20 protein-coding genes are annotated in these 22,224 nt (G+C 57.8%); 8 read left to right on the forward strand and 12 right to left on the reverse strand.

Annotated elements, in window-relative coordinates; all coding sequences use genetic code 11:
* Positions 1 to 20: 20 nt before the first annotated feature.
* Positions 21 to 1,700 (reverse strand): FmdE family protein, encoded by a 1,680-nt coding sequence (locus ACZ495_RS08555; RefSeq protein ID WP_464262053.1) that lies wholly within the window; start codon positions 1,698 to 1,700, stop codon positions 21 to 23.
* A 216-nt stretch (positions 1,701 to 1,916) separates the two neighbouring features.
* Positions 1,917 to 2,585: a molybdenum cofactor guanylyltransferase gene (mobA, locus tag ACZ495_RS08560; RefSeq protein WP_394026298.1), complete on the reverse strand. Its 669-nt coding sequence runs from the start codon at positions 2,583 to 2,585 to the stop codon at positions 1,917 to 1,919.
* Positions 2,586 to 2,874: 289 nt separating this feature from the next.
* Between mobA and ACZ495_RS08565 the strand changes: the two genes are divergently transcribed.
* From ACZ495_RS08565 to ACZ495_RS08590, 6 genes are all read left to right on the forward strand, one after another.
* Positions 2,875 to 3,363 carry a CvpA family protein gene (locus tag ACZ495_RS08565; protein ID WP_012624189.1) on the forward strand — a complete coding sequence of 163 codons (489 nt, stop codon included), beginning with the start codon at positions 2,875 to 2,877 and terminating at the stop codon, positions 3,361 to 3,363.
* A 322-nt stretch (positions 3,364 to 3,685) separates the two neighbouring features.
* The gene (gene mazG, locus ACZ495_RS08570; protein WP_464262054.1) at positions 3,686 to 4,483 is read left to right on the forward strand and encodes a nucleoside triphosphate pyrophosphohydrolase; all 798 of its coding nucleotides are present in this window, start codon (positions 3,686 to 3,688) and stop codon (positions 4,481 to 4,483) included.
* On the forward strand, positions 4,444 to 6,783 hold the full coding sequence (locus ACZ495_RS08575) for a hypothetical protein (protein WP_143142637.1): 2,340 nt from the start codon (positions 4,444 to 4,446) through the stop codon (positions 6,781 to 6,783). The genes mazG and ACZ495_RS08575 overlap by 40 nt, the downstream gene beginning before the upstream one ends.
* On the forward strand, positions 6,780 to 9,158 hold the full coding sequence (locus ACZ495_RS08580) for an ArnT family glycosyltransferase (RefSeq protein ID WP_464262055.1): 2,379 nt from the start codon (positions 6,780 to 6,782) through the stop codon (positions 9,156 to 9,158). Before ACZ495_RS08575 ends, ACZ495_RS08580 begins: the two co-directional genes overlap by 4 nt.
* Before the next feature lie 789 nt (positions 9,159 to 9,947).
* Complete coding sequence (locus ACZ495_RS08585) at positions 9,948 to 10,739, forward strand: acyl-CoA dehydratase activase (RefSeq protein WP_072312148.1); 792 nt, start codon at positions 9,948 to 9,950, stop codon at positions 10,737 to 10,739.
* 45 nt (positions 10,740 to 10,784) lie between these two features.
* On the forward strand, positions 10,785 to 11,924 hold the full coding sequence (locus ACZ495_RS08590; protein WP_012624183.1) for a double-cubane-cluster-containing anaerobic reductase: 1,140 nt from the start codon (positions 10,785 to 10,787) through the stop codon (positions 11,922 to 11,924).
* Positions 11,925 to 12,151: 227 nt separating this feature from the next.
* Here ACZ495_RS08590 and ACZ495_RS08595 read toward each other — a convergent pair whose 3' ends face one another.
* Both ACZ495_RS08595 and ACZ495_RS08600 read right to left on the reverse strand, forming a co-directional pair.
* Positions 12,152 to 13,591, reverse strand: a complete 1,440-nt coding sequence (locus tag ACZ495_RS08595; RefSeq protein ID WP_407844903.1) for a 4Fe-4S dicluster domain-containing protein — start codon at positions 13,589 to 13,591, stop codon at positions 12,152 to 12,154.
* Between the two features lie 3 nt (positions 13,592 to 13,594).
* Positions 13,595 to 14,029, reverse strand: a complete 435-nt coding sequence (locus ACZ495_RS08600; protein WP_464262056.1) for a hypothetical protein — start codon at positions 14,027 to 14,029, stop codon at positions 13,595 to 13,597.
* A gap of 231 nt (positions 14,030 to 14,260) precedes the next feature.
* Between ACZ495_RS08600 and ACZ495_RS08605 the strand changes: the two genes are divergently transcribed.
* Positions 14,261 to 14,704, forward strand: coding sequence for a DUF302 domain-containing protein (locus ACZ495_RS08605; RefSeq protein WP_464262057.1), 444 nt, complete (start codon positions 14,261 to 14,263; stop codon positions 14,702 to 14,704).
* Between the two features lie 264 nt (positions 14,705 to 14,968).
* Here the strand turns inward: ACZ495_RS08605 and rfbC are convergent, their stop codons facing one another.
* The 8 genes from rfbC to ACZ495_RS08645 all read right to left on the reverse strand — a co-directional run bounded on the left by rfbC (position 14,969) and on the right by ACZ495_RS08645 (position 21,235).
* The gene (gene rfbC, locus ACZ495_RS08610; RefSeq protein ID WP_012624180.1) at positions 14,969 to 15,508 is read right to left on the reverse strand and encodes a dTDP-4-dehydrorhamnose 3,5-epimerase; all 540 of its coding nucleotides are present in this window, start codon (positions 15,506 to 15,508) and stop codon (positions 14,969 to 14,971) included.
* Positions 15,499 to 16,392, reverse strand: a complete 894-nt coding sequence (rfbA, locus tag ACZ495_RS08615) for a glucose-1-phosphate thymidylyltransferase RfbA (protein WP_296983904.1) — start codon at positions 16,390 to 16,392, stop codon at positions 15,499 to 15,501. The genes rfbC and rfbA overlap by 10 nt, the downstream gene beginning before the upstream one ends.
* A complete protein-coding gene (gene rfbB / locus ACZ495_RS08620) occupies positions 16,389 to 17,480 on the reverse strand; it encodes a dTDP-glucose 4,6-dehydratase (protein ID WP_464262058.1) in 1,092 nt (363 codons plus the stop codon). Before rfbB ends, rfbA begins: the two co-directional genes overlap by 4 nt.
* A 420-nt stretch (positions 17,481 to 17,900) precedes the next feature.
* Positions 17,901 to 18,638, reverse strand: a complete 738-nt coding sequence (locus tag ACZ495_RS08625; protein WP_464262059.1) for an endonuclease — start codon at positions 18,636 to 18,638, stop codon at positions 17,901 to 17,903.
* Complete coding sequence (locus ACZ495_RS08630) at positions 18,638 to 19,156, reverse strand: hypothetical protein (protein ID WP_333535369.1); 519 nt, start codon at positions 19,154 to 19,156, stop codon at positions 18,638 to 18,640. Before ACZ495_RS08630 ends, ACZ495_RS08625 begins: the two co-directional genes overlap by 1 nt.
* A 113-nt stretch (positions 19,157 to 19,269) precedes the next feature.
* Positions 19,270 to 20,127 carry a BRO-N domain-containing protein gene (locus ACZ495_RS08635; RefSeq protein WP_464262060.1) on the reverse strand — a complete coding sequence of 286 codons (858 nt, stop codon included), beginning with the start codon at positions 20,125 to 20,127 and terminating at the stop codon, positions 19,270 to 19,272.
* A gap of 257 nt (positions 20,128 to 20,384) precedes the next feature.
* On the reverse strand, positions 20,385 to 20,795 hold the full coding sequence (locus tag ACZ495_RS08640) for a hypothetical protein (protein ID WP_464262061.1): 411 nt from the start codon (positions 20,793 to 20,795) through the stop codon (positions 20,385 to 20,387).
* Between the two features lie 26 nt (positions 20,796 to 20,821).
* Positions 20,822 to 21,235 carry a hypothetical protein gene (locus ACZ495_RS08645; RefSeq protein ID WP_464262062.1) on the reverse strand — a complete coding sequence of 138 codons (414 nt, stop codon included), beginning with the start codon at positions 21,233 to 21,235 and terminating at the stop codon, positions 20,822 to 20,824.
* A gap of 276 nt (positions 21,236 to 21,511) precedes the next feature.
* Here ACZ495_RS08645 and ACZ495_RS08650 point away from each other — a divergent pair, with 276 nt between their 5' ends.
* Entirely contained in the window at positions 21,512 to 22,192 is a 681-nt protein-coding gene (locus ACZ495_RS08650; protein WP_464262063.1) for an NYN domain-containing protein, read from the forward strand.
* Positions 22,193 to 22,224: the final 32 nt, after the last annotated feature.

Consider the following 22,224-nt stretch of genomic DNA (forward strand, 5'->3'; position numbering starts at 1 on the left):
AAGCTGCGGATTTTACTCCACTATTTACCAAACCAGCATTTGGGCCAGGTGCATGTGTGACAGGCCAGGCAATAGCCGCCCTCACCCAGGCGGGCAAGCTCGGCACGGGTAATCTCACGCCCGGCCAGAAGGCGCGGCAGCACAAGATCCAGAAACGTGGTCTTGAAGTACAGGGCGCAGGCGGGTACGCCAAGCACCTGCATGCCGCCACCGGGACCGGGTATGCGACCGATAAGGCTCATGGTTCCCGGCAGCACGGGCACACCGTGCAGCACATCGGCAAGCCCGGCGTCCAGCAGGGCCTGGCGGGTCACATCATCAGGGTCCACGGAAAGCCCGCCCGTGGTCACCAGCAGATCCACCCCCGTCGTACGCATTTCCGCCACGGCCTTGCCCATCATGACCCTGTCATCGGGCACGATGCCGGTCCTGACCACCTCGCAGCCCAGCATGGCGACCTTGGCCGTGATGATGGGAATAAACTTGTCTTCAATGATGCCCTGAAAGACCTCGGTGCCTGTCACAAGAATGCCCACGCGCGCCTTGCGCAGGGGCAGTACGCTGAAAAGCGGGCCGCCTTCCAGCGTTTCAAGAGCCTGGGAGAGGCGCTCACGGCTGATAAAAAGCGGTATGGCCCTGGTCCCGGCCAGCGGGCCGCCCTGTTTGACCACAGTGGCGTCCTGCCGGGAGGCCACCATAACCTCGGGCACCAGGTTGAAGCGGCGCATGCGCTCCACATCCACGGTAAAAAGACCGGCGCGCCCGGCGGTAAATTCTACCTTGCCCTCGCGGGGCGGCAGCGAAAAAACCACGCCCTCACCAGCCATGCGCCGGGCAAAAGCCTCGGCCGCTTCATTTTCGTGTACCGTATCGCCGCTTCGCGCAGCATAGGCGGCAAAATCACTCTCCCCTACCGGGCTGTCCGTAACCGCCACATGAAAGCGGCCCATCTGCTGGAGGCGACATATATCGCCCACGCTGATGCGCTGCCCGGCCTTGAATTCCGGTCCCTTGAACTGGCCTGGGTCTATACGGGTCATGTCGTGCGCTACGGTATGGCCCACGGCTTCTTCCACAGGGACTACCCGTATGCCGGCGGTTTCCTGCCGGGGGGCCGCCTTGATCTCGCGCCGTGCCACCACATAGGGGGCCTCGCCCTGGCAGCCCCGGCATACGGGGCCGTCTTCCACCGGATAGGCCTCGCCACAGCCGGGACAGCAGACAATGCGTGTCATGTGCTTATGCCCGATGAAACGGCGCTTTATGGTCACAGGCTCCACAGTGCAGATGCTGTCGCCGGCCTGCTCTATTTCGGATTCAAGGCGCGGAACATCCTGATCTTTCTTGGGCTTTTCCTTAAAAAACCATGCCTTGATTTCAGGGTAGGCGGCCATTTTTTCCGGGTCCAGGCTTACACGCACACCTTCGCCCGTATGCTTGTCAAAAAGCGATACCGCATAGCGCCCCAGATTGTGTATCTTCATCCAGCCGTTGCCGATGCTGCACAGGGTGAGCAGTTGCACGGCGTCGGGCAGGCATTTGCCGGATTCCACCACGGCCTCGAAAAGCGTGCCTTCGGGGATATGCCTTTTGGCGAGTTCCACCATATACCCGCCCACAAGCAGGCCAGGCGCGGCATAGCCATGAAAATTTTCCGCCAGGCGCCGGAATTCGTCGAATGTATAGGAACCAATATTCATGCTTTTCTCCAATGCTGCTGCCCCTGCGGGAGCGGATGCAAATGCTGTTTTGACCTTGTGTAAGCCAATTCGTCTGTTCTGGCTACCTGTGCGCCGCTTTTCTCCACCTGTGTACCGAAAGCCCCGCACGCGCGAATAACGCTGATTTTCACGCGCTCGGGCACAAAGCAGCATAAGGCGCTAACGCGCTATAACAATTGGACGTTACTGCAAAAATCACCCTTTTTCAGTAAAGCGTGCATTTTTTTGCGCCAGCAGGATCCGGGCCTGCTCGAGGTCGGCGGGACAGTTGCAGTTGAAAAAAGGTTCAGACTCTTCCGGCCCGTAGTCCACGAAGAGGCGCAGTTCACCGGGAACCATCAGGCCCAGCTTGCGCTCGCCCCGGGCAAGGGCCGCGTTAAAGTGCGGCAGGGCTGTCACCTCATAAACCGCAGTGAGGGACTCCACACGGCCGGTATCCCGCGCGCGATAGGCCGTAACCAGCGTTTGCGGTGGCGCGGCATCTCTGGCCGCCAGCAGCCTGCGCAGCGTAAGGGCATCCATAAGGGGCAGGTCGCACGAAAGAGCCAGAAGAGCCGTATAGCCAAGCTCCCCGGCACGGCGCAAGGCCGCCTGCAGCCCGGCGGCCGGTCCCTGGCCCGGCATGGCGTCAAAAACACAGTCATAGCCCTGCCGGGGCGCATCGGCGCGGCAGGAAACAAGACAGAACGGCAAAACAGAGCGCACGAGCGCCCAGGCCGTGAACAGCATATCCGCCGCCCCGGAACTGTCAAAGGCCGTGTCGCAAACACCCGGCAGGCGCAGTCGGGCCTTGTCGGTACCCATACGGCTTGAAAGCCCGCCTGCCAGTACAACCCCGGCGACCCGGCCTTTTTCGCTCTTCATGTTTCCCCCGTTGCTTTCGCTTTGCCGCCATGTGCGGGACCGCGCAGTTAAGACATGTAATATCTGCCGTCATCTTGTCAAAGACACGGGCATGCCGGCCGGCACCGCGGCACCCCCGGCGCGCCGCACGACAGCAGGATACCGCAGTTCCGCGAAATACCGGCGGCTTCGCGGGCGGCCCGGTGCATTGTGCCGCGCCCGCGCTTTTGCTATGCTGCCTTGCGCCGTCCGCATGAGGCTGCGGAACGTGCGCCAGAAGCCGCATACAGGCACTTTCCAGGGAGAAGGCATGGGCCAGGATATTTTTGACCTCATTGTTGTTCTGACGCTGGTGTTTTTTGCCGGGCGTGGATATTTGCACGGCTTTGTTGGTGAAGTTGCCGGCATAGTATCGCTTTTGGGCGGCTTTTGGACGGCCCACAACTACCACGACAGGCTTTCACCCCACCTGACGCTCATCACAGACCCCGGCTGGCGCACCGTGGCCGCCTACGTGCTGGTCTTTCTCGGTGTGCTTGTGTCCGTGGCGCTTATTGCACGGCTGCTGCAAAAGATCCTTTCCTTTTCCTTCGTCACCTGGGCCGACAGGATGGCCGGAGCCATGCTGGGCCTTGCCAAGGGCGCCCTGCTGTGGTCCCTGGGCATGCTGTTGCTGCAAAAATTCTTTTCTCAGGCGGCCTTTATGCAGCACAGCCGCGTGCTGCCCTATTTTAACGCTCTCACGGCGCAGGTCCGCGGCTGGCTGCCGCCCGATCTGGTGTCGCGCCTGGGCCTCTAGATGCAGACTACCCTTGAGAATGCAGGTTCTCAAAGGTCAAGACAGTCCCGTTACGGCGCTTGACAGCGCAGACAAACTGCGCTTGCGCTTACACGGCGAACGCCTGCTCACGCTGCCGTCAGAGCAATGTGCCGTGCAATTGCCCTGAGCAGGTCCCTGAAGGGCTGTATATTTTCAAAGGCAATGCGGCCGGAAGCCTGATTTCCGTCGCAGCCGCGCCGTCTGACGGCGCGCAACGCACTGTGCGGCAGCCTGAGGCCCGGCATGCCGCAAGGGTGCTCCCGGCCTTCGTATCCGTAACCGGCACAAGGAATAAAAATTCATGAAAAAAAACGCTGTTGAAGAGTTGCAGGGCATCATTGACACGCTCACCGGTCCCGAGGGCTGCCCCTGGGACAAGGAGCAGACCGCCCATACGCTGGCCGATTATATCATTGAAGAAAGCCACGAGCTTGTCAGCGCCATCCGTTCGGGCAACGTGGCCGACATCCGCGAAGAACTGGGCGATGTGGCCTTTCTGCTGCTTTTTGTGGCGCGGCTGTATGAAAAGGACGGGCAATTCACTTTTGCCGATGCCCTGAACAACAACAGGGCCAAAATGATCCGCCGCCATCCCCACGTTTTTGGCGACACGGTGTTTGACAGCCTTGATGAACAGCTCAAAGCCTGGGAAAAAATCAAGCGGGCCGAACACGCCGATGAAGACGGTAAGCCCAAAGGCCTGTTTGACAGCCTGCCCGAGAGCCTGCCCCCGCTGATCAAGGCCTACCGGATTCATTCCAAGGCCGCCCGCGTGGGCTTTACCTGGACCAAGGACGAAGAGGTGGAACAGCAGGTGGAAGCCGAATGGCTGGAATGGCTGGACGCCTCCGCCAACAGCAACGGGGAAGCCCAGAAGCATGAGCTTGGCGACCTGCTGTTCAGCATTACCGAACTGGGCCGCCGCAAGGGCATCAAGGCCAGCGAGGCTCTGGATCTGGCTACACGCCGTTTTCTGAAGCGCTTTACCCGTATGGAAGAGCTGGCCCGCACCCAGGGGCAGGATTTCAACGCCCTGAACCTCGATGAAAAGGACGAACTGTGGAATACGGCCAAGGCAGAGGAAGAAGCCCGGTCCTGAGCCGGTACGCTGCAGCACCCGCCGAAAACGGCGCGGCATGCCGCCCTGTGGCGGCAGCCTGCCGTGCCGCGCAAGATACGGGGTCTCGTGTGCTGCCTTCGGGCAGTCAGGCTGCGCCGCGCGCGGTTCGTAGCGCTCTGCCTCCGGGCGCACTGCTGCTTTTTTGCCTGCTGCTGGCAGTTCTGCTTGGTGCGTGTACGCCGGGCCAGAAGATCGCCGCGCAAAAAACGGCAGATCAGAGCGTAACCCCCCGGGCCGGAACGCATGCAAGTCCCCTGCCCCGGGCTGATCCGGGCTATCTGCAATGGCTTGAACGCCAGTCCATGCTGGGTTCCACCCAGGACCTGACGGCGCAGGTGTCCGGCACAGGGCTTATCTGGCGCAACAGCGCCGCGGCCCGCCGGATTCCCCTGCTGCTTTCCGCCGCTCCGTCCTGGCTGGATGTAAACCCGCACACGGTCACATCAGGGCAACCTTTCTGGAGGGCGCTCGGCCTGTCCCCCCTGCCTGACATGCTCGGACAGGCGGGCCTGAACGGTTTTTTTGCAGCCCCCACAGGCGAAAGGGGTGACATATGGGGCAGCTATAAAATGCTTACCCCCGGCGGGGGCAACGTGACCGCCCTGCGTTTTGACACAGCCCTGGGCAGTGAGGAAGATTTTGACAGGGCCGCAGGCCGCCTGGAAAATATCGGACTCCAGCTGGGCGGCGAACTGCCGCCCTCGGCCACGGGTCTTGGGCCTGATTTTATTTTACAGGCGCGGCACGCCTCGCGTTTTGACGGTCTCTATGCCATGATGGCCGTGCCGCAAAAAGACTGGGATGTCCTGCCTGTCACCGCCGACGAATGGGACTGCCTGCCCCTGCGCCCGCAAGCCGTGCAGGCACTGGCCCAGCGCGGCATTTTACCAGAACGTCTCGTGCGTGACGGCATGACCTGGACCACGCCCGGCGGCTGGGCGGTCACGGGTGAAGTTCGCGGTGCGGACGGGCAGGCGCGGCGGTGGGTTTACCGCTACAGCGGGCATCCCCTGCGCCCAGTACTGCTGTGGCAGGACCCCTCCGGTCAGGCACGACGCATATTTTCCGCAGCAGTCATCCGCCATACGGGGCTGCAGCAGCAGACCCTGGCCGGATTGCGCATGGAGGCCCTTATGGGGCTGGATGTTCCGCCATCCGGCGATGCGGCGCCTGCCGCCCGAAGCCCTGCCTCGCCCCGGCGGACGGCCCCGGCCCGGCACAATGCGCCGGGCAGTACGGCGAACGCGCAACGACTGATGGAACTGACGCCCGGCCTGGAAGCACTGGACGCCCTGTCGGGCGAAATCCACCGCTACGGCGGATGGGCCATGCAGGACGATGCCCTGCCGCCCTCCCTGACGCGGGCGGTGCTGGATACGTCTGTGGATTTTACACGCGACACCATTACGGAACCGGCGGCGGCCTATGCGCTGCTGAGCGGCGATGCCGCCCCCCTTGCCGGACTTTTGCGGGCATCGCTGGCCGAAGGCGTGGACCACAGCCGTCTGGCCCGTGGACAGAAAGACAGGCAGAGCGTGGACTGGCGGCCCCTGCTGCCCCTGCCCGAAGGGCGGAACATGGCGCGCCGCGCGCAGGAGCAGGCCCAGGCCCCTGCCGATGCCACAGAATTGTGGACCACGCAGGCCGGCCTTGCGGCGCTGGCTCTGGGGCTGGATACGGCAGCAGTGCGGCCGGAGCAGGCGAAAACACTGCGGCAGGCTGTACTGTTGCTGCTTTCCTTCCGCGTGGGATTGCCCGGCCTTGCTTTTATAAGCCCGCAGGATATGACCGGAGCGCTCAATCTGGCACGTCCCCCGGCGGGTCTGCCCGCCAGTATGGGCAGTGTTCCCCTGTGGGACGAACAGACAGGGTACGCCGGCAGCATACCGCCGCTGCCGCTGGCTTTCGGCTCTCTGGACAGACAGTGGGCCGACAGGCAGAGTTTTCTTCATGAACTGGCGGCTCTTTTACGCGCCCGTCGCGATGCCGGCCTGGCTGGCGGCCGGGTGACAGAAATATTTTCAGGGCCGCCGGGCTGTATCGGCGTGCTGAGCACCCTGCCCGGCGGCGGTTACTGGCTGCTGGCCGCCAACTTTTCCGGCAAGCGGCAGCGTCTGGCCTGCGCACTGCCCGCAGCGGCCCGCGCGGCACACGAAGTACCATCCGGCCCAAACCTGCCCGTGCAAGGGCGCACTGTGGAACTTGACCTAGACTCCCGCCAGTCCCGGCATATTCTGCTCACGGGGCAGGCGGCAACACCTGAAGGAGCGAACCCATGACCCAGAACTCCACCCTGCCCGAGGACGGCCAGCCCAAGCGCATGGACAATGCCGACCAGCACCTTTCTTCCGGGCCGGGGCAGGAAACTCAGGCAGCCGCGACCGGCCGGGAACAGGAAACAGCCTGTCCGGCCCCCAGTGCGGACACGGATGAACAGCACGCTGCGGCAGACTGCCCCTGTGCTGCGCCGCATGCCGGGCCAGACTCCAGGCCAGACGCCGGAACCGGCGCAATGCCGGATGCAGTGCCAAACAGCATGCATGAACAGTCCTGCAGCCACCCCGAAGAAGCGCAGGCAGGCCACCCCCCGGCCGACGACAGCCAGGCTGCCGGTACAGCCAAAAAGCGGGGCATGTTCTCATCCTGGCGCGGCAAAGGCGCCCGCAGCACCGGGGCCGCCGCGCCCCAAAACGCCGTGGCAGCCGGTATCAAGGCAGCAATGACACCCCCGGAACCAAACGCCGCACAGAAGTTTTTTGAAGCCGCCAGCCGCGTGGGGCCGTTCTTTCTGCTTTTGCTCCTCCTGGCCCAGGCCTGGCCCGCTTTTATGGGCAACGCCCTGTACTGCCCGCGCGAAGCGGAGAGCATCTTCATCTTCAGCCAGACCAGCCAGAACGGTCTGTGGCTGACCCCGGCCGCACCGGGTCTGGCACACTGGCCTGTGTACCACTGGTATCTTGCGGGCATGCAAAGCCTCGTGGCTCTGGCAGGACCCGGCTTCGGGCATCTGCTCTTTCCCATGGCGGCCCTGGCGGGCGCTCTGCTTTGCCTCATGAGCGTCTGGACGCTGGCCCGCGTTGCTGGTCTTGGCGCCCAGGCAGCGCTGGCCGGCGGCATGATCCTTCTTTCCGCGCCGCTCTTTGTTCCTATGGCCCATTTTACCGGGCCTGAAAGTCTCGCCACGGCCCTTACGCTCTTTTCTCTGGCGCTGCTCTGCCACGGTTGGCAAAAGCCTCACGCCTGGGCAAGCCTGCCCGCCGGTTTCATCCTGGCGGGTCTGGCCGGACTTACGGGCGGAATTTTTCAGTTAATGCTGCCTCTTGTGACCAGTGTTTTCTTCCTGAGCTGGCGCGGAACCTTCCGCCGGGCGCAGGGCATGGACGGTGTGACCGGTTTTGTGCTGCTCCTGCTGCTGCTGGCCTGCTGGCTTGGCGGCGTCATGCTGTGGCAACAGCCTGAAGGCTACCTCAAATTTCTGGGCGAACGCCTTATTCTCTGGCCCTGGCCCAGTGCCCAATGGTGGCTGCCTCTGCTTGTGGCGGCAGCGGGCCTGCTGCCCTGGGCCGCCATTATGGCCTGCGTTTCGTGGGTTCGTGTGCTGCGCACCGCCCCCGCCGATCTGGCAGCCTCCCGCAAGGAGCGCTCGGGCATTGCCTTTTTGTGGATCAGCCTGGCTGTGGCCTGCGTATTGAGTCTGGCTGCCTATGACCCGGCCTCCGCTGCCCTTACCATCATCTGCCTGGCCTCGCCCCTGCTGGGCAAGGCCCTGCTGCGCCTTTCCGGCCTCGGCGGCCGCCTGTTCTTCATTTTTGCGGCCCTGTGCCTTCTGCATGCGGGCATGGCTCTGGCGGCAGCCGGCTTTGGCCCCACCCTGGACTGGATGGGCGGCTTCTTCAAGTTCAGCCTCAGCCCCGAACAGCGGGAAATGGTGCTCGGCCTCAAGGCTCTGCCCATTCTCGGCAGCATATGCATAGTGGCCGCCGTCCTTCTAAGCCGCATGGTGCGCAAGGGCGCGCATGGGGGCATGGGCGGGGCACTGCTTATCTGCGCCGTTATTGTGATCCTGCTGGCCCAGCCCGGCACCATGCTGCTTGGTCCGCAGTTAAAGGCCGTACCGCAGGCACAACTGCGCCACCTTGAAGAACTGTTGCAGCCCCAGGCCGCACCCGTGCCCGCAATAGAAAGCCCCGAAGCGGTGGCCCCTGCGCCGGAAGAGCGCGCGCACGAACCGGCAACGCCGGAAACAGCGGTGCCGCAGACTCATGCCGCCCCTGCTGACACGGCAAGCCCCGTTGAAAAAGCGCTGGAAAAAGCCGCTTCTGAAGCAGCCGCTTACGACGCCCGTGCAGCCGAAGAAATGGAAAAACGCAACGCTGCCCCCGCACAGGATGCGGAAGACGCCGCCACGCCCGGTCCTGCGGCAGTGCCGGGTATAGCCGAACCTTCCGCCACTGAAGGCGCGGCAACCGAAGCAGCGCCCGACAACGCGGCACAGGACGAACAGGCCGCCGTTGCTGGCGAAGATGATGCCAAGGTTCAGGGCGCGCAGCCCGAAGAGCCTGTGGCAGCCACGCCAGAAGCCCCCGCTGCCCCGGAAGCCGAAAGGGCAAACGCAGACAATGCCTCCGCTCCGGAAAAAGAGCAATCGAAGTAATAAACACGCATAACCTGCCTACCCGGAGGCCCCCTGTCCCTTGCAGGACAGGGGGCCTCTTTTTGAACCAACTGCCGCCCCGCGGCAAGCAGGATATTGCATACAGCAGGCAGACAGTGAACAGGCCGCAACTGCTGTGCGGAGCATATCGCTCCCGCCTGGCGGCAAAGACGTCCAGTGCGCAGCACCGGTAAAAACAGGTCTCGCGGCAGCGACAGACGAAAAACGCCGCGCAGATGACCTTTCGCGAAACACCACGAGCGCGGACCGCCGGGCCACCGATTGACAGTCCTGTTTCTTTTGATGATAGTCCATCTATGAAAACAACAGCAAGGCAGGCCATGCAGACAGGTGCATTCCTGAGGGCGGCGGATGCAACGCCTCCCATCACAGGACGCATTCTCGCAGCCCGCGTCTTGTCTGCCGCCCAACGCCGCACGCGTGTTGGCGTAACCTGAAGCATGGCGCTGTGGGGCAGGTTGTCCCGCCTGAAATTCTGAACGGCGCCCTTCCTGTTTCGACAGCGGCGGTTCAGATTTTCCGCCGGTCCTCCTCTTCATAGCGCAGCCCCGCAAAAAATGCGGGGCTTTTTTATGCCCGCCGCCGGTACATCCGCAGTGTCGTGACGGCATGGCTCACACGGTAACGCGCCCGTCCCCGGGCAAACCTGGTGATACAGCCGCACAGCGGCAGGCACAGCTTGCCCGTGCCTGTTTTGCGGCGAGGATGTCATGAGAATCCTTGTGAAGCGCTCACGCACGGCATGCCCAATGCCCAGGAGGACAAACGATGTTTGCAGCCGGAATAGATGTAGGCTCTGTGGCCGCCAAGGCCGTCATTTTTGATACGGCAAGCCGCAGCATGGCGGGCGGCACTGTGCTGCCCACAGGCTGGAACACGCGGGAAGCGGGCGAACGCGCGCTGGCTGCCGCCTGCGGGCAGGCCGGGGTGGACCGGGCCGACCTGGCCCGCATCGTGGCCACGGGCTACGGGCGCATCGCCCTGCCCTTTGCCCATAAAACCGTGACGGAAATCACCTGTCATGCCCGCGGCGCTTCGTGGCTTTTTCCCGGTTCCGGCGTGGTGCTCGATATCGGCGGCCAGGACAGCAAGGCCATCAGTCTGGATGAAAACGGCGGTGTGCGGGACTTTGTAATGAACGACAAATGCGCGGCAGGCACCGGGCGTTTTTTGCAGGTACTGGCCGGTATCCTGGGCATGCCGCTGGACGACCTGGGCAAAGCCGCGGCTGGCGGCAGTCCGGTGCCCATCTCGAGCATGTGCGCAGTGTTTGCGGAAACAGAAATCGTTGGCCTGCTGGCGCAGGGAACCCCGCCCGCCGATCTGGCAGCCGGAGTTTTTGTGTCCATAGCAAGACGCATGCGAGGCCTTGCACGCCGTATTTCTTTTACGGGGCAATGTGTTTTTACCGGCGGCATGGCTACAAGCCCGGCGTTTTGCGACTTTCTTTCCCGGGAACTGGAAATACCTGTGCGGGTTCCCGACGAACCGCAACTGGTGGGCGCCCTGGGCGCTGCCCTGCTTGCAGCGCATCAGCTTGAAAAGAAACATCATGCCTAGCCGGCCCGGCAAAAGGGCCAAACCGTAAACCAGCAAGGAGCGGATATGAAGTGCGCCAGTTTTGACAGAATCACCACGGCCTTTGAAAAAAACGTGCTCAACCTTACGGAAGCCAAGCAGAACGGCAGGAAAGTGGTGGGCCAGTTCTGCCTGTATTCGCCATCTGAAATAGCTCTGGCTGCCGGGGCTATTCCCGTGTCTCTCTGCGGCACAAAAAACGACTCCATACCCGCCGCCGAGGAGGTGCTGCCCCGCTCTCTCTGCCCGCTGATCAAAAGCAGCTTCGGCTTTGCCCTCAATGACAGCTGCCCCTATCTGGCGGCCGCAGACATTGTGGTGGCCGACACCACCTGTGACGGCAAAAAAAAGATGTATGAACTGCTTGCCCCATACAAACCTGTGGCCCTGCTGCAACTGCCGCAGATTCAGGACAGCGACGCCCTGTCCTACTGGCGCAAGCAGTTTGAAGGACTGGTGCACCGCCTTGAACAGGAATTCGGCGTCAGGATCACCGATGCCAAACTGCGCGAAGCCATTGCACTGATGAACCGTGAACGGCTGGCGCTCAAGGCTGTCATGGATCTGGCGCAGCGCAGGCCCTCGCCTGTTACCGGCGTGGAACTGGTGGAAATTGCCTTTAAAACGTCCTTCTTTCCCGACAAGGAAGTGGGCATCGCCATGCTGGAAGACCTGGCTCGGGAAATGGGCAGGCTGGCTGATGAAGGACAGGCGGCCTGCAGCCCCGAGGCTCCGCGCATTCTGCTTACGGGAGTTCCTGTGGGCCTTGGTTCGCACAAGGTCGTGCGCCTTATTGAGGAGTGTGGCGGCAGCGTTGTCTGTCTTGATAACTGCTCGGCCTATAAAAAAACCCGCGTCATGATGGAAGAAAACAGCGACCCGCTGACCGAAATGGCAAAACGCTATCTGGACGTGCCCTGCGCCGTCATGTCGCCCAATCCGCACAGGTACGAGGCCTTGCGGCAGATGGCGGCGGATTTTTCGGCAGATGCCGTGGTGGACCTTACATGGCAGGGCTGCCAGACCTATGCCGTTGAAGCCTGGACTCTGAAAAAATTTGTGCAGAGCGACCTGGGACTGCCCTATCTGAATGTTGAAACAGACTACTCCGAAACAGATACCGAACAGCTCAAGGTGCGCGTTGAGGCCTTTTTGGAAATGCTGTAGGCGATGCCTTTCAGTACCGTTGCGCAAGCATAAACCGCTGTGCGCAATCACCACGTGACGCTGTAAAAATGTTGCGGCATCTGTTCACAAAACATGAATGCTTCGGCGCTGCCCCTGCGCTGCGATGCCAGCAAAAACAAAAATGGGCCGTTTGCCGCCCGGCATTGCGCACAGGACGGTAAACGGCCCATTCCGCGAAAAAGCGCACTCCTCGGGCCGAGGATGCGTTACCGGGCCGGGCCTGTCCAGGCCTTGCGGCCGCTGACCCACAGCGCCAGAGACAGCGCGCCGAGAACGGCGGCAAGTCCCAGATGCGCAAGATCCATACCCATGACCAGTTCCGGCGCAAAAGAAAATGCAGGCAGATTTTTCAACACGCGAAAAATGCCCGTCAATACAAGCCCCACAACCAGTGAGGCGCGCACCGCACCCCAGAACACAAACCGGGGAAAACCGCCGCCCGCTTTCAGTCTGAGCGCTATCAGCAGGCAGCACAGCGCTATCAGCACCGCACCCGCCACATAGTGGATATTCAGGGTAGTATAAAAATTTCCGGTCCAGCCCATGCCGGGCAACCGGGTTAAACCATAGCGCGCGGCTATGGGCATCTGCATCATGCCGGTAAAGCCCAGGATAAGGGCCACAGCAACCCAGACACGTTTTATCCAGCCGGGAAGCGCCAGCGACGCGGGCTTTGCCGCCGCCTGCTTTTCATCCAGCGCGGCACTGCCGCTTTTGACGCTTCGCGCCATGCCGGCCGCTATACCCGCCAACGGGGCCGCCACAAGCATGCGGCCCAGGTTTGCGGCCTGTGCCATGCTGTCCGGCACATCCGCCAGAGTGGGCCTTCCCGGTCCCGCCTCTCTTGTGACAGCCAGATCTTCAAACGGTACGGGCGACAGGTAAAATGTGTTGGTGCCACCGTTTTCCGCCACACCGTAAAGATAGTGGCCGCGCTCGGCCGCAAGCGCCTGCGCATGGGCAAGCAGTTCTGCGCGGGGACCGATGGTCTGCACCTGCTCGGGGCAGACTTCAATACATGCGGGCAGTTGCCCACCTGCGTAACTATCCGCGCAGCGGTCGCATTTGTACATGACGCCGTTGCCTGCAAAGCGCGGCATAAGATGCAGGTATGGCCCTACCCCGGACTGACGCTGTGGCACATGCCACGGGCAAACCGTGCGGCACTTGGCCCCGCCAAGGCAGGTTGACGGGCTGATATTCACAGTGCCGGTCTGCGGATCACGGCTGCACGCTCCCCAGGGGCAGAGATTGGCACAGGGCGGATTGGTGCAGTGCATACACCGGCGCGGTATGTGCAGGTCAAGGTTTGCGCCGTTTTTTTGCACGGTCACGGTTTCAATGTACAGCCAGTTGTAGGGGGTAAGCCTGTCGTCCACACCCTGCCGTTGTGACCAGTCTTCGGTCTTGGTTCCCGGAGGAAACAGTTCGGGCATGGGCCTGCTCACCACGGGATACCGCGTGCCATTGCGCTCGCGGCAGCCCTGCACACATGCGCCGCAGCCGATGCATTTTTCAAGTTCCAGCAATGTGGCGTACTGAGTGCCGCCGGCGGCAGCCAGCGCATCGCCGCTGCCGTGCCCCGCCATAGTCGACAGGCCCGCCGCCCCGGCCCCCATAAGAAACATACGTCGTGAACGTTTCATAACCTAGCCTGCACCTTGTATTATCAGTATACATTCCTGCTCTTTTATGCCCGCTTTTTTCCACAAAAGCAAAGCACCCGTAAAAGACAGGCGGCGCTGGCCGGAGCAATGCGCTTTAACACTGCTCCGGTGGCTGCAAAGGCGTAAACGCAGTTTATCTGTAAGCTTGGCCGTTGAGCTGATCGCCTCAACATATTTGAAATGCGTATGTGCAAATGTCAAGCGTACTGCAGGATGCAACGCAGAGCGTAGACGGTATCGCAGCACAAAAAAAAGAATAAAACTTATATATACTTCAATACTCCACAGTATATCTTCATCTCGTTGATCAGTCCGCACTAAACGATCATGTTTTGCAGATTGCATCCAGCTTGCTATATACCATTTCGCAAGATGAGGATAGAGAATACAACACGTTGATTTAAAAATATTAGACATCGTCTTGACTTTGAATGACGAGACGTTCTGCAAGAAATAAAAATTCTAACTTGACACCGATTATATTTTAATAAACTTTAAATCTGGTGAATGCACTTAATATCAATGATATGACCATACTGATCACGACGTATTTTACGAGACATGACTATGCTATCCAGGCAATATAATACGTTGATTTGAAATACAACTTACGTCAGCGCCATAATTTTTTACTGCAAAGGAACTGACATGAAAAATGATCATCCAACCAGTCAAAAACCTGTTCAGCAAACCAACAGCCCATATGCCGGAATACGTATCCTGCCTGTAAAGGATGTGGCTCTGGCACGAAAAGAAATAGAGCATTGGCTTGCAGAAAAAGGCATACAGATTTTCTGCATTGTAGACCATGCGGCCAACGCAGTGTCCCAAAACATGTTCCAACCCCCCGCCACGGTGATCATCTTTGGAAATCCTGCGGTCGGCACTCCTTTAATGGCCGAATGCCCTCTAATGGCCCTGGAACTGCCACTCAGAGTGCTTGTATATGAAGACAACGCGGGATTGGCATGGCTGGCCTATCATGATCCAATGCAACAGGCTGCGGCACTTGGGGCAAATCCTGAGCACACCAGCCTGAAACAAATGCGTGACTTGCTGAAAGCACTAGAACAGACTGTAGCAGTAAAATAATCACAGATCTTTCGGCAAAACATAAAGACAAAGGAGAGGGCGTAGGCAAATTGCCATGCTATAATAAAAAATGCTTTGACTATCCCAAAGCCAAGAAACAGCTTTTATAGACAAAACATGTAAAAGGAGTTCGATGCCCAGAAGAGCAGAACAATTCCTGATATGCGCGTAAGCGGTCTTCAACTCATTGCAAAAACATCCAGCTCTTACAATTTTTTGCCCAAGCCTTATCGCTGCTGAAGCATATACATCCCCCTGATATTCTTACAGTCCTGCCAGAAATTCCCGCCACGAAGGCGTGTGCCGGTCCTTGTCCGACAAAAGAGGCTGCGCCACGGGCCAGGCCACAGCAAGGTCCGGATCGTTCCAGCGTATGCCCCCTTCGTCTTCGGGGCAGTAATAGTCTGTGCACTTGTAATGAAAGTGCGCCACCTGGCTGGTCACGGCAAAGCCGTGCGCCATGCCCGGCGGAACCCAGAGCTGCCACTGATTGTCCTGCGTCAGCTCCACGCCATACCACTGGCCGAAGGTGGGCGACCCGGGCCGGATATCCACGGCCACATCAAATACCCTGCCCAGGGAAACGCTCACAAGCTTGCCCTGGGGACGGGTTTTCTGGAAATGCAGGCCGCGCAATATGCCATACGTCGACATGGAATGGTTATCCTGCACAAAAGCCGCGTCAATGCCCGCAGCCGCGTACCGTTCATGCTGCCAGGTCTCGACAAAATAGCCCCGCCTGTCACCCCATACCCTGGGCTTTATAAGCATGACTCCGGCCAGAGGCGTTGCCGCTACTTCCATTGGCCTATCCCCGTATCCACAAGGTCAAGCAAATACTGGCCGTAGCCGGTCTTGCCCATGGGCCGTGCCAGGGCGCGCACCTCATCGGATGAAATATAGCCGTTGCGCCAGGCAATTTCTTCAAGGCAGGCCACCTTGAGGCCCTGGCGTTTTTCCACGGCCTGCACAAAGGCCCCGGCATCCATGAGCGAATCGTGGGTACCCGTGTCCAGCCATGCGATACCCCGGCCCATAAGCTCCACATGCAGGTCGCCGCGCGCCAGATAGGCATTGTTGACGTCGGTTATTTCAAGCTCGCCGCGTGCCGAAGGCCGCACAGAACGGGCGATGTTCACCACATCGGCGTCATAAAAATACAAACCCGTAACGGCGAAATTTGATTTTGGCTCCCGGGGCTTTTCCTCAATGCTCACCACGCGGCGCTCGCTGTCAAACTCCACCACGCCATAGCGCTGCGGATCGCGCACATGATAGCCAAAAACGGTCGCTCCCCGGCTGCGCGTCATGGCCTCACGGGTAAGATCGGGCATGCCGTGGCCAAAAAAAACGTTGTCGCCAAGCACAAGACAGGTGTTATGCCCGGCAATATGCTCTTCCGCCAGCAAAAAGGCCTGCGCCAGCCCCTCGGGGCGCGGCTGCGCAACATAAGAGATGGAGCAGCCCCACTGGGAACCGTCCTGCAGCAGGGCCTGGTACAGTGGAAGGTGGTCGGGCGTCGAAATAAGGCATATTTCGCGGATGCCGGCCATCAGCAGGGTGGCCAGCGGATAGTAAATCATGGGCTTGTCGTAGATGGGCATGAGCTGCTTGCTCACGCTCAGGGTCAGGGGATAAAGGCGCGAACCTGATCCCCCGGCAAGAACAATGCCTCTCCATGCGCTCATAGGCTTTCCCCCCCGCCGCCTGCAATGGTACGCCGCCCGTAGTTGATATCCATCCACTCAAGATAGGCCCCGCTGCGCACAAGATCTACCCAGGCGCTGTTTTCCAGATACCAGCGCACGGTATCGCGCAACCCCGTGTCAAACCGGCGCGAAGGCCGCCAGCCCAGTTCGTTTTCAATGCGCGAGCAGTCGATGGCATAACGGAAGTCATGCCCGGGCCTGTCGGAAACAAAGGTGATGAGATCGGCATACGGCCCCCGGGCGGAAGGGCGCACGTCATCAAGAATGGCGCACACGGCATGCACCACCTCAAGGTTGGTCCGCTCCGCATGACCGCCGACATTGTAGGTGCGCCCTACCTGCCCGGCCTCAAGCACCCGGGCGATGGCTGTGCAGTGGTCGTCCACATGCAGCCAGTCGCGGATATTGGCCCCCTGCCCGTACACGGGCAAGGGTTTGCGCTCAAGTGCGGTAAGAATCATGAGAGGAATGAGTTTTTCCGGAAACTGACGCGGCCCGTAATTATTGGAACAGTTGGTCAGCAGGATGGGCAGGCCGTAGGTTTCGTGAAAGGCGCGCACCATATGGTCACTGGCCGCCTTGGAAGCCGAATACGGGCTGTTGGGACTGTATGGCGTGCTCTCTGAAAAAGCCGGGTCGCCGGGCTGTAGAGCGCCGTACACCTCATCTGTGGACACATGCAGAAAACGAAAATCCGCAGCCTGCTTAAAAGAAAGCCCGCTCCACCAGTCCTTGACCACACGCAGCAGGGTTGCCGTGCCGAGCACGTTGGTACGGGCAAAAGCGTCCGGGGCCACAATAGAGCGGTCCACATGGCTTTCTGCGGCAAAATTGACCACGGCATCGGGCTGATGCGTCTCGAGCAGAAAGGCCACCAGCTCCTCATTGCCGATATCGCCGCGCACGAAAACATGCTCCGGGTCGCCGGTCAGTGAAGCCAGATTGGCCGGATTGCCCGCATAGGTCAGCTTGTCGAGATTGATGACGCGGATGCCGGTGCGGCGCGCCTGAAGCACATAGGCCGAGCCGATGAAGCCCGCGCCCCCTGTGACAAGTTGGCAGGTCATGGGTGAATCCTTTTAATCTGAAATTTTTTCATGGCAGCCCTGCGTGTTGCAAAACCCGGGCAGAAATAAGCACGTCAACGTGACCAGCAAGGTATCAAAAAATTCAAAGTCATGACAACCGCATAAAACCCCGCTGCCCGGCAAGGGCCGCTACGGCGGAGAGGCAAAAACAAAGGGGCTACGGTATTCACCGTAACCCCTTAAATTTGTGGTGGAGAAGAAGGGATTTGAACCCTCGACCCCCGCCTTGCGAAGGCGATTGCTTGCAGTTTAACTATGCTGAATAATTGAGAAGTTTTGCGTGCAATGTGTCCAATATGTGTTCAAAACTGCTCAACATACAGCCAGGCAATGTGTACAAAAAATGTGTACACAGAACCACACCTCCACCCACCTTCGCCCGTCCGGGCATCTCTTCCCTCACCACATCTTTGCCGCTTCACACGGCTCTTTCACAAACCTGTTCTCATTCCCCTGCACAGCTTCAATTCGCTTCGCTCTGGTGCATTCCCACTGATCAACAGGGTACATTTTATCCCATGCGCCCATAAGCTGTTCCTGCTGGCGACTCATTTTGTAGCGCGGATATGCATCCTGCATGTAGAAGTACGTGCGCGCGATCTGGCCCCGCGCGCGTGCCGGGGGTTCTGCCTTCCGGTCTGCAATCTTCATCTCACAACTGCCGAACGACGATTCTTCTCCGGGCAGCATCTGAAAATTGAAGTTTGAGCGCATGGCGTTGACCGCGCCTATGGCCGGGTACAAGTTATACATGTCGGCTTGCATGTGGCGATACTCCATGTTCGCCTTCTCAGCGCACCGCCTGCCCTTGAACGCCTTGCCGCGATTATCAACGCATTCCGGCGAACCCTCACGCCATTCATCAAAGGCACGCCCGAAGTTCTCCGCAGGAACCACGTGCTCCCATTCAACACGATTCGCTCGCTTGATCGGTATCACGATTCCATCCGGCAGTGTCACATTCCCCTGTGCGTCATACTCGGCACCACAATAGAATGTAATGCGGTGGTCGGCGTAGACCTGGGACAACATCTTTTTCGAACGCGAGAAACTATCGTTGGTCGTGTTGCCTGCGGCCATGGCCAGAGCGGGGAGCAGCAGGGCGGCAAGCAGAGTAGAGAGAAGGAATTTGCGCATTATTCTTTATCCTCTAGGTTGACTTCATTACCATGATCGTCTTTGTTCGTCACAATAATTGTAATCCATTCTTGAGAAACATCACTGTCATACTCAAAATCCGCAAGGCCTGACTGTGCATTTGTTATAACTTCTAATGCGATAAGTAGATTTACAATATAAACAAATACTGTAACAGGCTCATTCCATATAAAAATATTGTATAATAGCGCAGAAATGCCAATTATTATAGTGCTTCTAATAATTGACACGAGAGAGCTGCAAAATAAAATGCTTTCTTTTTGGATTTTTTTAAAAATTAAATGTTTTGGTTTGCATAAATAAACTATATACATTGGGATTAACACTGAAAGTAAGATCACTAAAAGTTCAAGCTTTTTGGCTTCAATTTCATTCAATACATGAGGCATATCTGCAGAAAATGTAAAAGACAAAACTAGACCTACGAGCAGTCTATGTATAAAAAATCTTAAATCTTTACGCACATTAAACAAAGTAAACAGGTGGTTAAGAGGCATGCATTATTTCTCCATCGTATGGGGACTCTCATTTGTTGCAAGATAATATCCAAGGCTGCGAAAAAGAAAAAGCCGCCCATTTCTGAGCGGCCTTTTCATTTAAGACGTTAATCTCACCTCATGGCGCCGTAAATCTTCCTTGCCGTCTGCATCATGAAGTAGCCAGTGCCCACGGCATTCTTGGCCGCAGATATGCAGGGCTGCACCGCGTCAATAAGCTGCTTGTTCCTGACAAGTTCGCTGTACATCATACCTCCGGGCCGGGCAAAGATGCTCATGCCGTTGCACAGCCGCTCTATAAGCCGTTCAATATCAAGAATGTCCTTCTCGAATGTTGGGAACATGGTCGGCAGGAACTCGGTATTCTCCGGCGCAGCGGGCAGCGCCTTGCCCGCAGCGTCAATCTTCCCCTGCACAAAGGCCAGCGCGTCACCAATCCACTCCACAGGCAGATCGTCAATCCGCGCAAGCTGGAAGTGCGCCTTGACCTGCGGCCACAGGGCTTGATGCGGAGTGCCGCTGACCTGCGCCCATGCGGCAACCAATGAGCGCAGGGGCTTGCGGTCGTCGGCGGTGGATGGTGTGAGGGCGGCGGGACGACCCGGCAGCGCCGCGCGTTCTTCTTCTGCCATTCTGTCCAGCACGTCCAGCACCCATTTACGGAACGCCTTGGCTACCGGGGTACGGGAAAACATAGCGAGAAGGTGGCAGCCGCGAAGGGAGAAGATGCGGCAGCGTCCTTCGGACAGGTTGTCGGCAACACCGTTCTGGTGTTCTGCGACGATTTCAACTAGTTGCGTCATATCCGGCGTGAATTCGTCGGCGTTATTATTGTAGAGCTTGGATAGTATGTCAGGGCGTTTATAGCCCAAGGCGCGGGCAATGTCTGCGCTACGTAGCCACGTTTGATTGTCGTTCTTGACGGGGAATGGGACGAGAGAAATTTCATTGAAAGAAAGGGAAGTGGTCATAATGCCTCCAAGGGAACTTTTCAGGTTCGCGAAGGCATCCTCATACAAAGAGAATGCCGGGCGCTGAAAACAGCCCTTGGAGCTGCGGAGTAATTCCCCTCACGGGTATTTTATTCGTCCACGCCCGGCAATGAATACTTCTATAGCCCAAAAATGGGCGCAAAAAAAGCCATTGACTTTCGGAAATGGCGTGGCCGCCAAGGGGGTGTTTTCAGCACCTAGAAACAGCCAGCCATAAAACGCGGGGGATGTCAAGACTATGAAAGGTGTTCTTCATAGTTTTTTATCTTCTCTCTTTCGTTAGAGTACATATCTTCGTTTACAAGACCGCTATCCTTTGCCCTATTAAGTATCTCTCTGGCCAATGAGCAACCTTTAAGGGATTTTTCATCCATAGCCGCATCAAAAAGAAGGAAAAAAGCCCTGGTGTCGTCAGACATTTGTCCATATTCATCATATCGCGGAACATTTTTATAACTGTCAAGATCACCAGCGAGAACGCGATCAAAGGCGATTTCGTAGGCCGTTGAATTTTTATCAAAGTGAAAAATGCTCGCAAAATGCCTGAACATTTTAACCTGATCACGGATCCTTTGCTCTCTTTCTCTTTTAAAAAAATCGGCCCAAACATATGCACCTATCATTGCCGCAAAAACAATACCCCACATACCCCGCCTCACACATGTATTTTTTATTAATTCAATAGGTTACCGACCATCTCATCTCTTTCTATTAGACGTGCTGCCGCGTCGAGAGCATCTAGAAAGGCTTCATGACCTATAAGTTCTGAATCAACTCCGATAGAAATAACGATGGCCGATCTAAGTGGAATTTTTTTATATTTTTCTTTTTTATATATAGAGTCAATCAAATATATAATGTTGTCTTTATTAGGTGTATAGTTAGAAAAAATAACGCAACTAGGTTCTTTTAATAGTTTTCCACCATTTGAGAGGCAAACGGCTGCGGCACCATCCATGTATCCATCAATATACACGGCTTTAGATTCTTTTGAAAAAGACTTCCAAATAGCCTCTTCCTCCTCCGCCCCCGCCGTCCCCGGCATCAGCATCAGCGCCATCATGGCCAGCATTAGCACTTTTTTCATGTCCGCTCCACATTTTCAAGGCCCATATGTTTTTCTATTCCCCTATCAACCTGAGGGATTTGGCGCAAGAATGTTTTTCCGTTTAAGAGGGAAGCGGGGGATACAGCTCATAGCTGCTTCAAAATATCTTGACCTATTTGATGCCAGTGACTATGGTCTACTCAACGAGGGCGCAAAACGCGCCTTCGCTTAGCAAGCTATAAATAGGCTCGGATGAGTAGTGGGGGATGATAAAAGACCTCCTCGAAATTCCGAGCCATTTTTTTAGGGGTTCGTATGAGCAAAGTCGCTTTCTTTGTTGACGGGCATTTTATGTTCCGACGGGTGTCTCTGTTCAAGTCTTTCTTTTTGAGCGGGCCCAAAGTTAGAGAATACTGCGCACGCCATCTGAAACCTGACGAAAACTTCTACCGTATTTTTTACTATGATACCCCACCTCTTGAGCGCATCTCTCAAACACCATTTGGCAATGAGATAGACTTTGGCGCGAAGCCTACTGCTCTGCGTCAGCAGAAGCTCCTGCAATCTATACGGGAAACCCCAGACATGGCTCTCAGGGTTGGTAAGACCTCATGGCAAAACGATTGGCTGCTGGCCGAGAGCAAAATCAAAGAGCTTACGGCCGGGGCGCAAGTTTCTTTATGCGATGATGATTTTTATCCCAACATCAAACAGAAAACTGTTGATATGAAGATCGGGCTTGATATTGCCACGATAACATTTAAAAAACTTGCGGATAGGGTAGTATTAATCGCTGGCGACTCAGACTTTTCCCCGGCTGCCAAACTTGCCCGAACAGAGGGCATGCATGTAACACTTGACCCTCTCGGGAACAAAGTCCCTGACGACTTGCTTGAACATATCGATGTTATGTGCACGCCTCTCAACCCCGAAGATCCGAACGACGTGTCGCCAAAGAAAAAGCACTTTTTTGTCGCATGCAAGAAATGTTTGTAGGCGAACAAGATAAAGAAGGCCGGGGAAACCCG

This window comes from Desulfovibrio sp. GTC20076, from assembly GCF_055385905.1.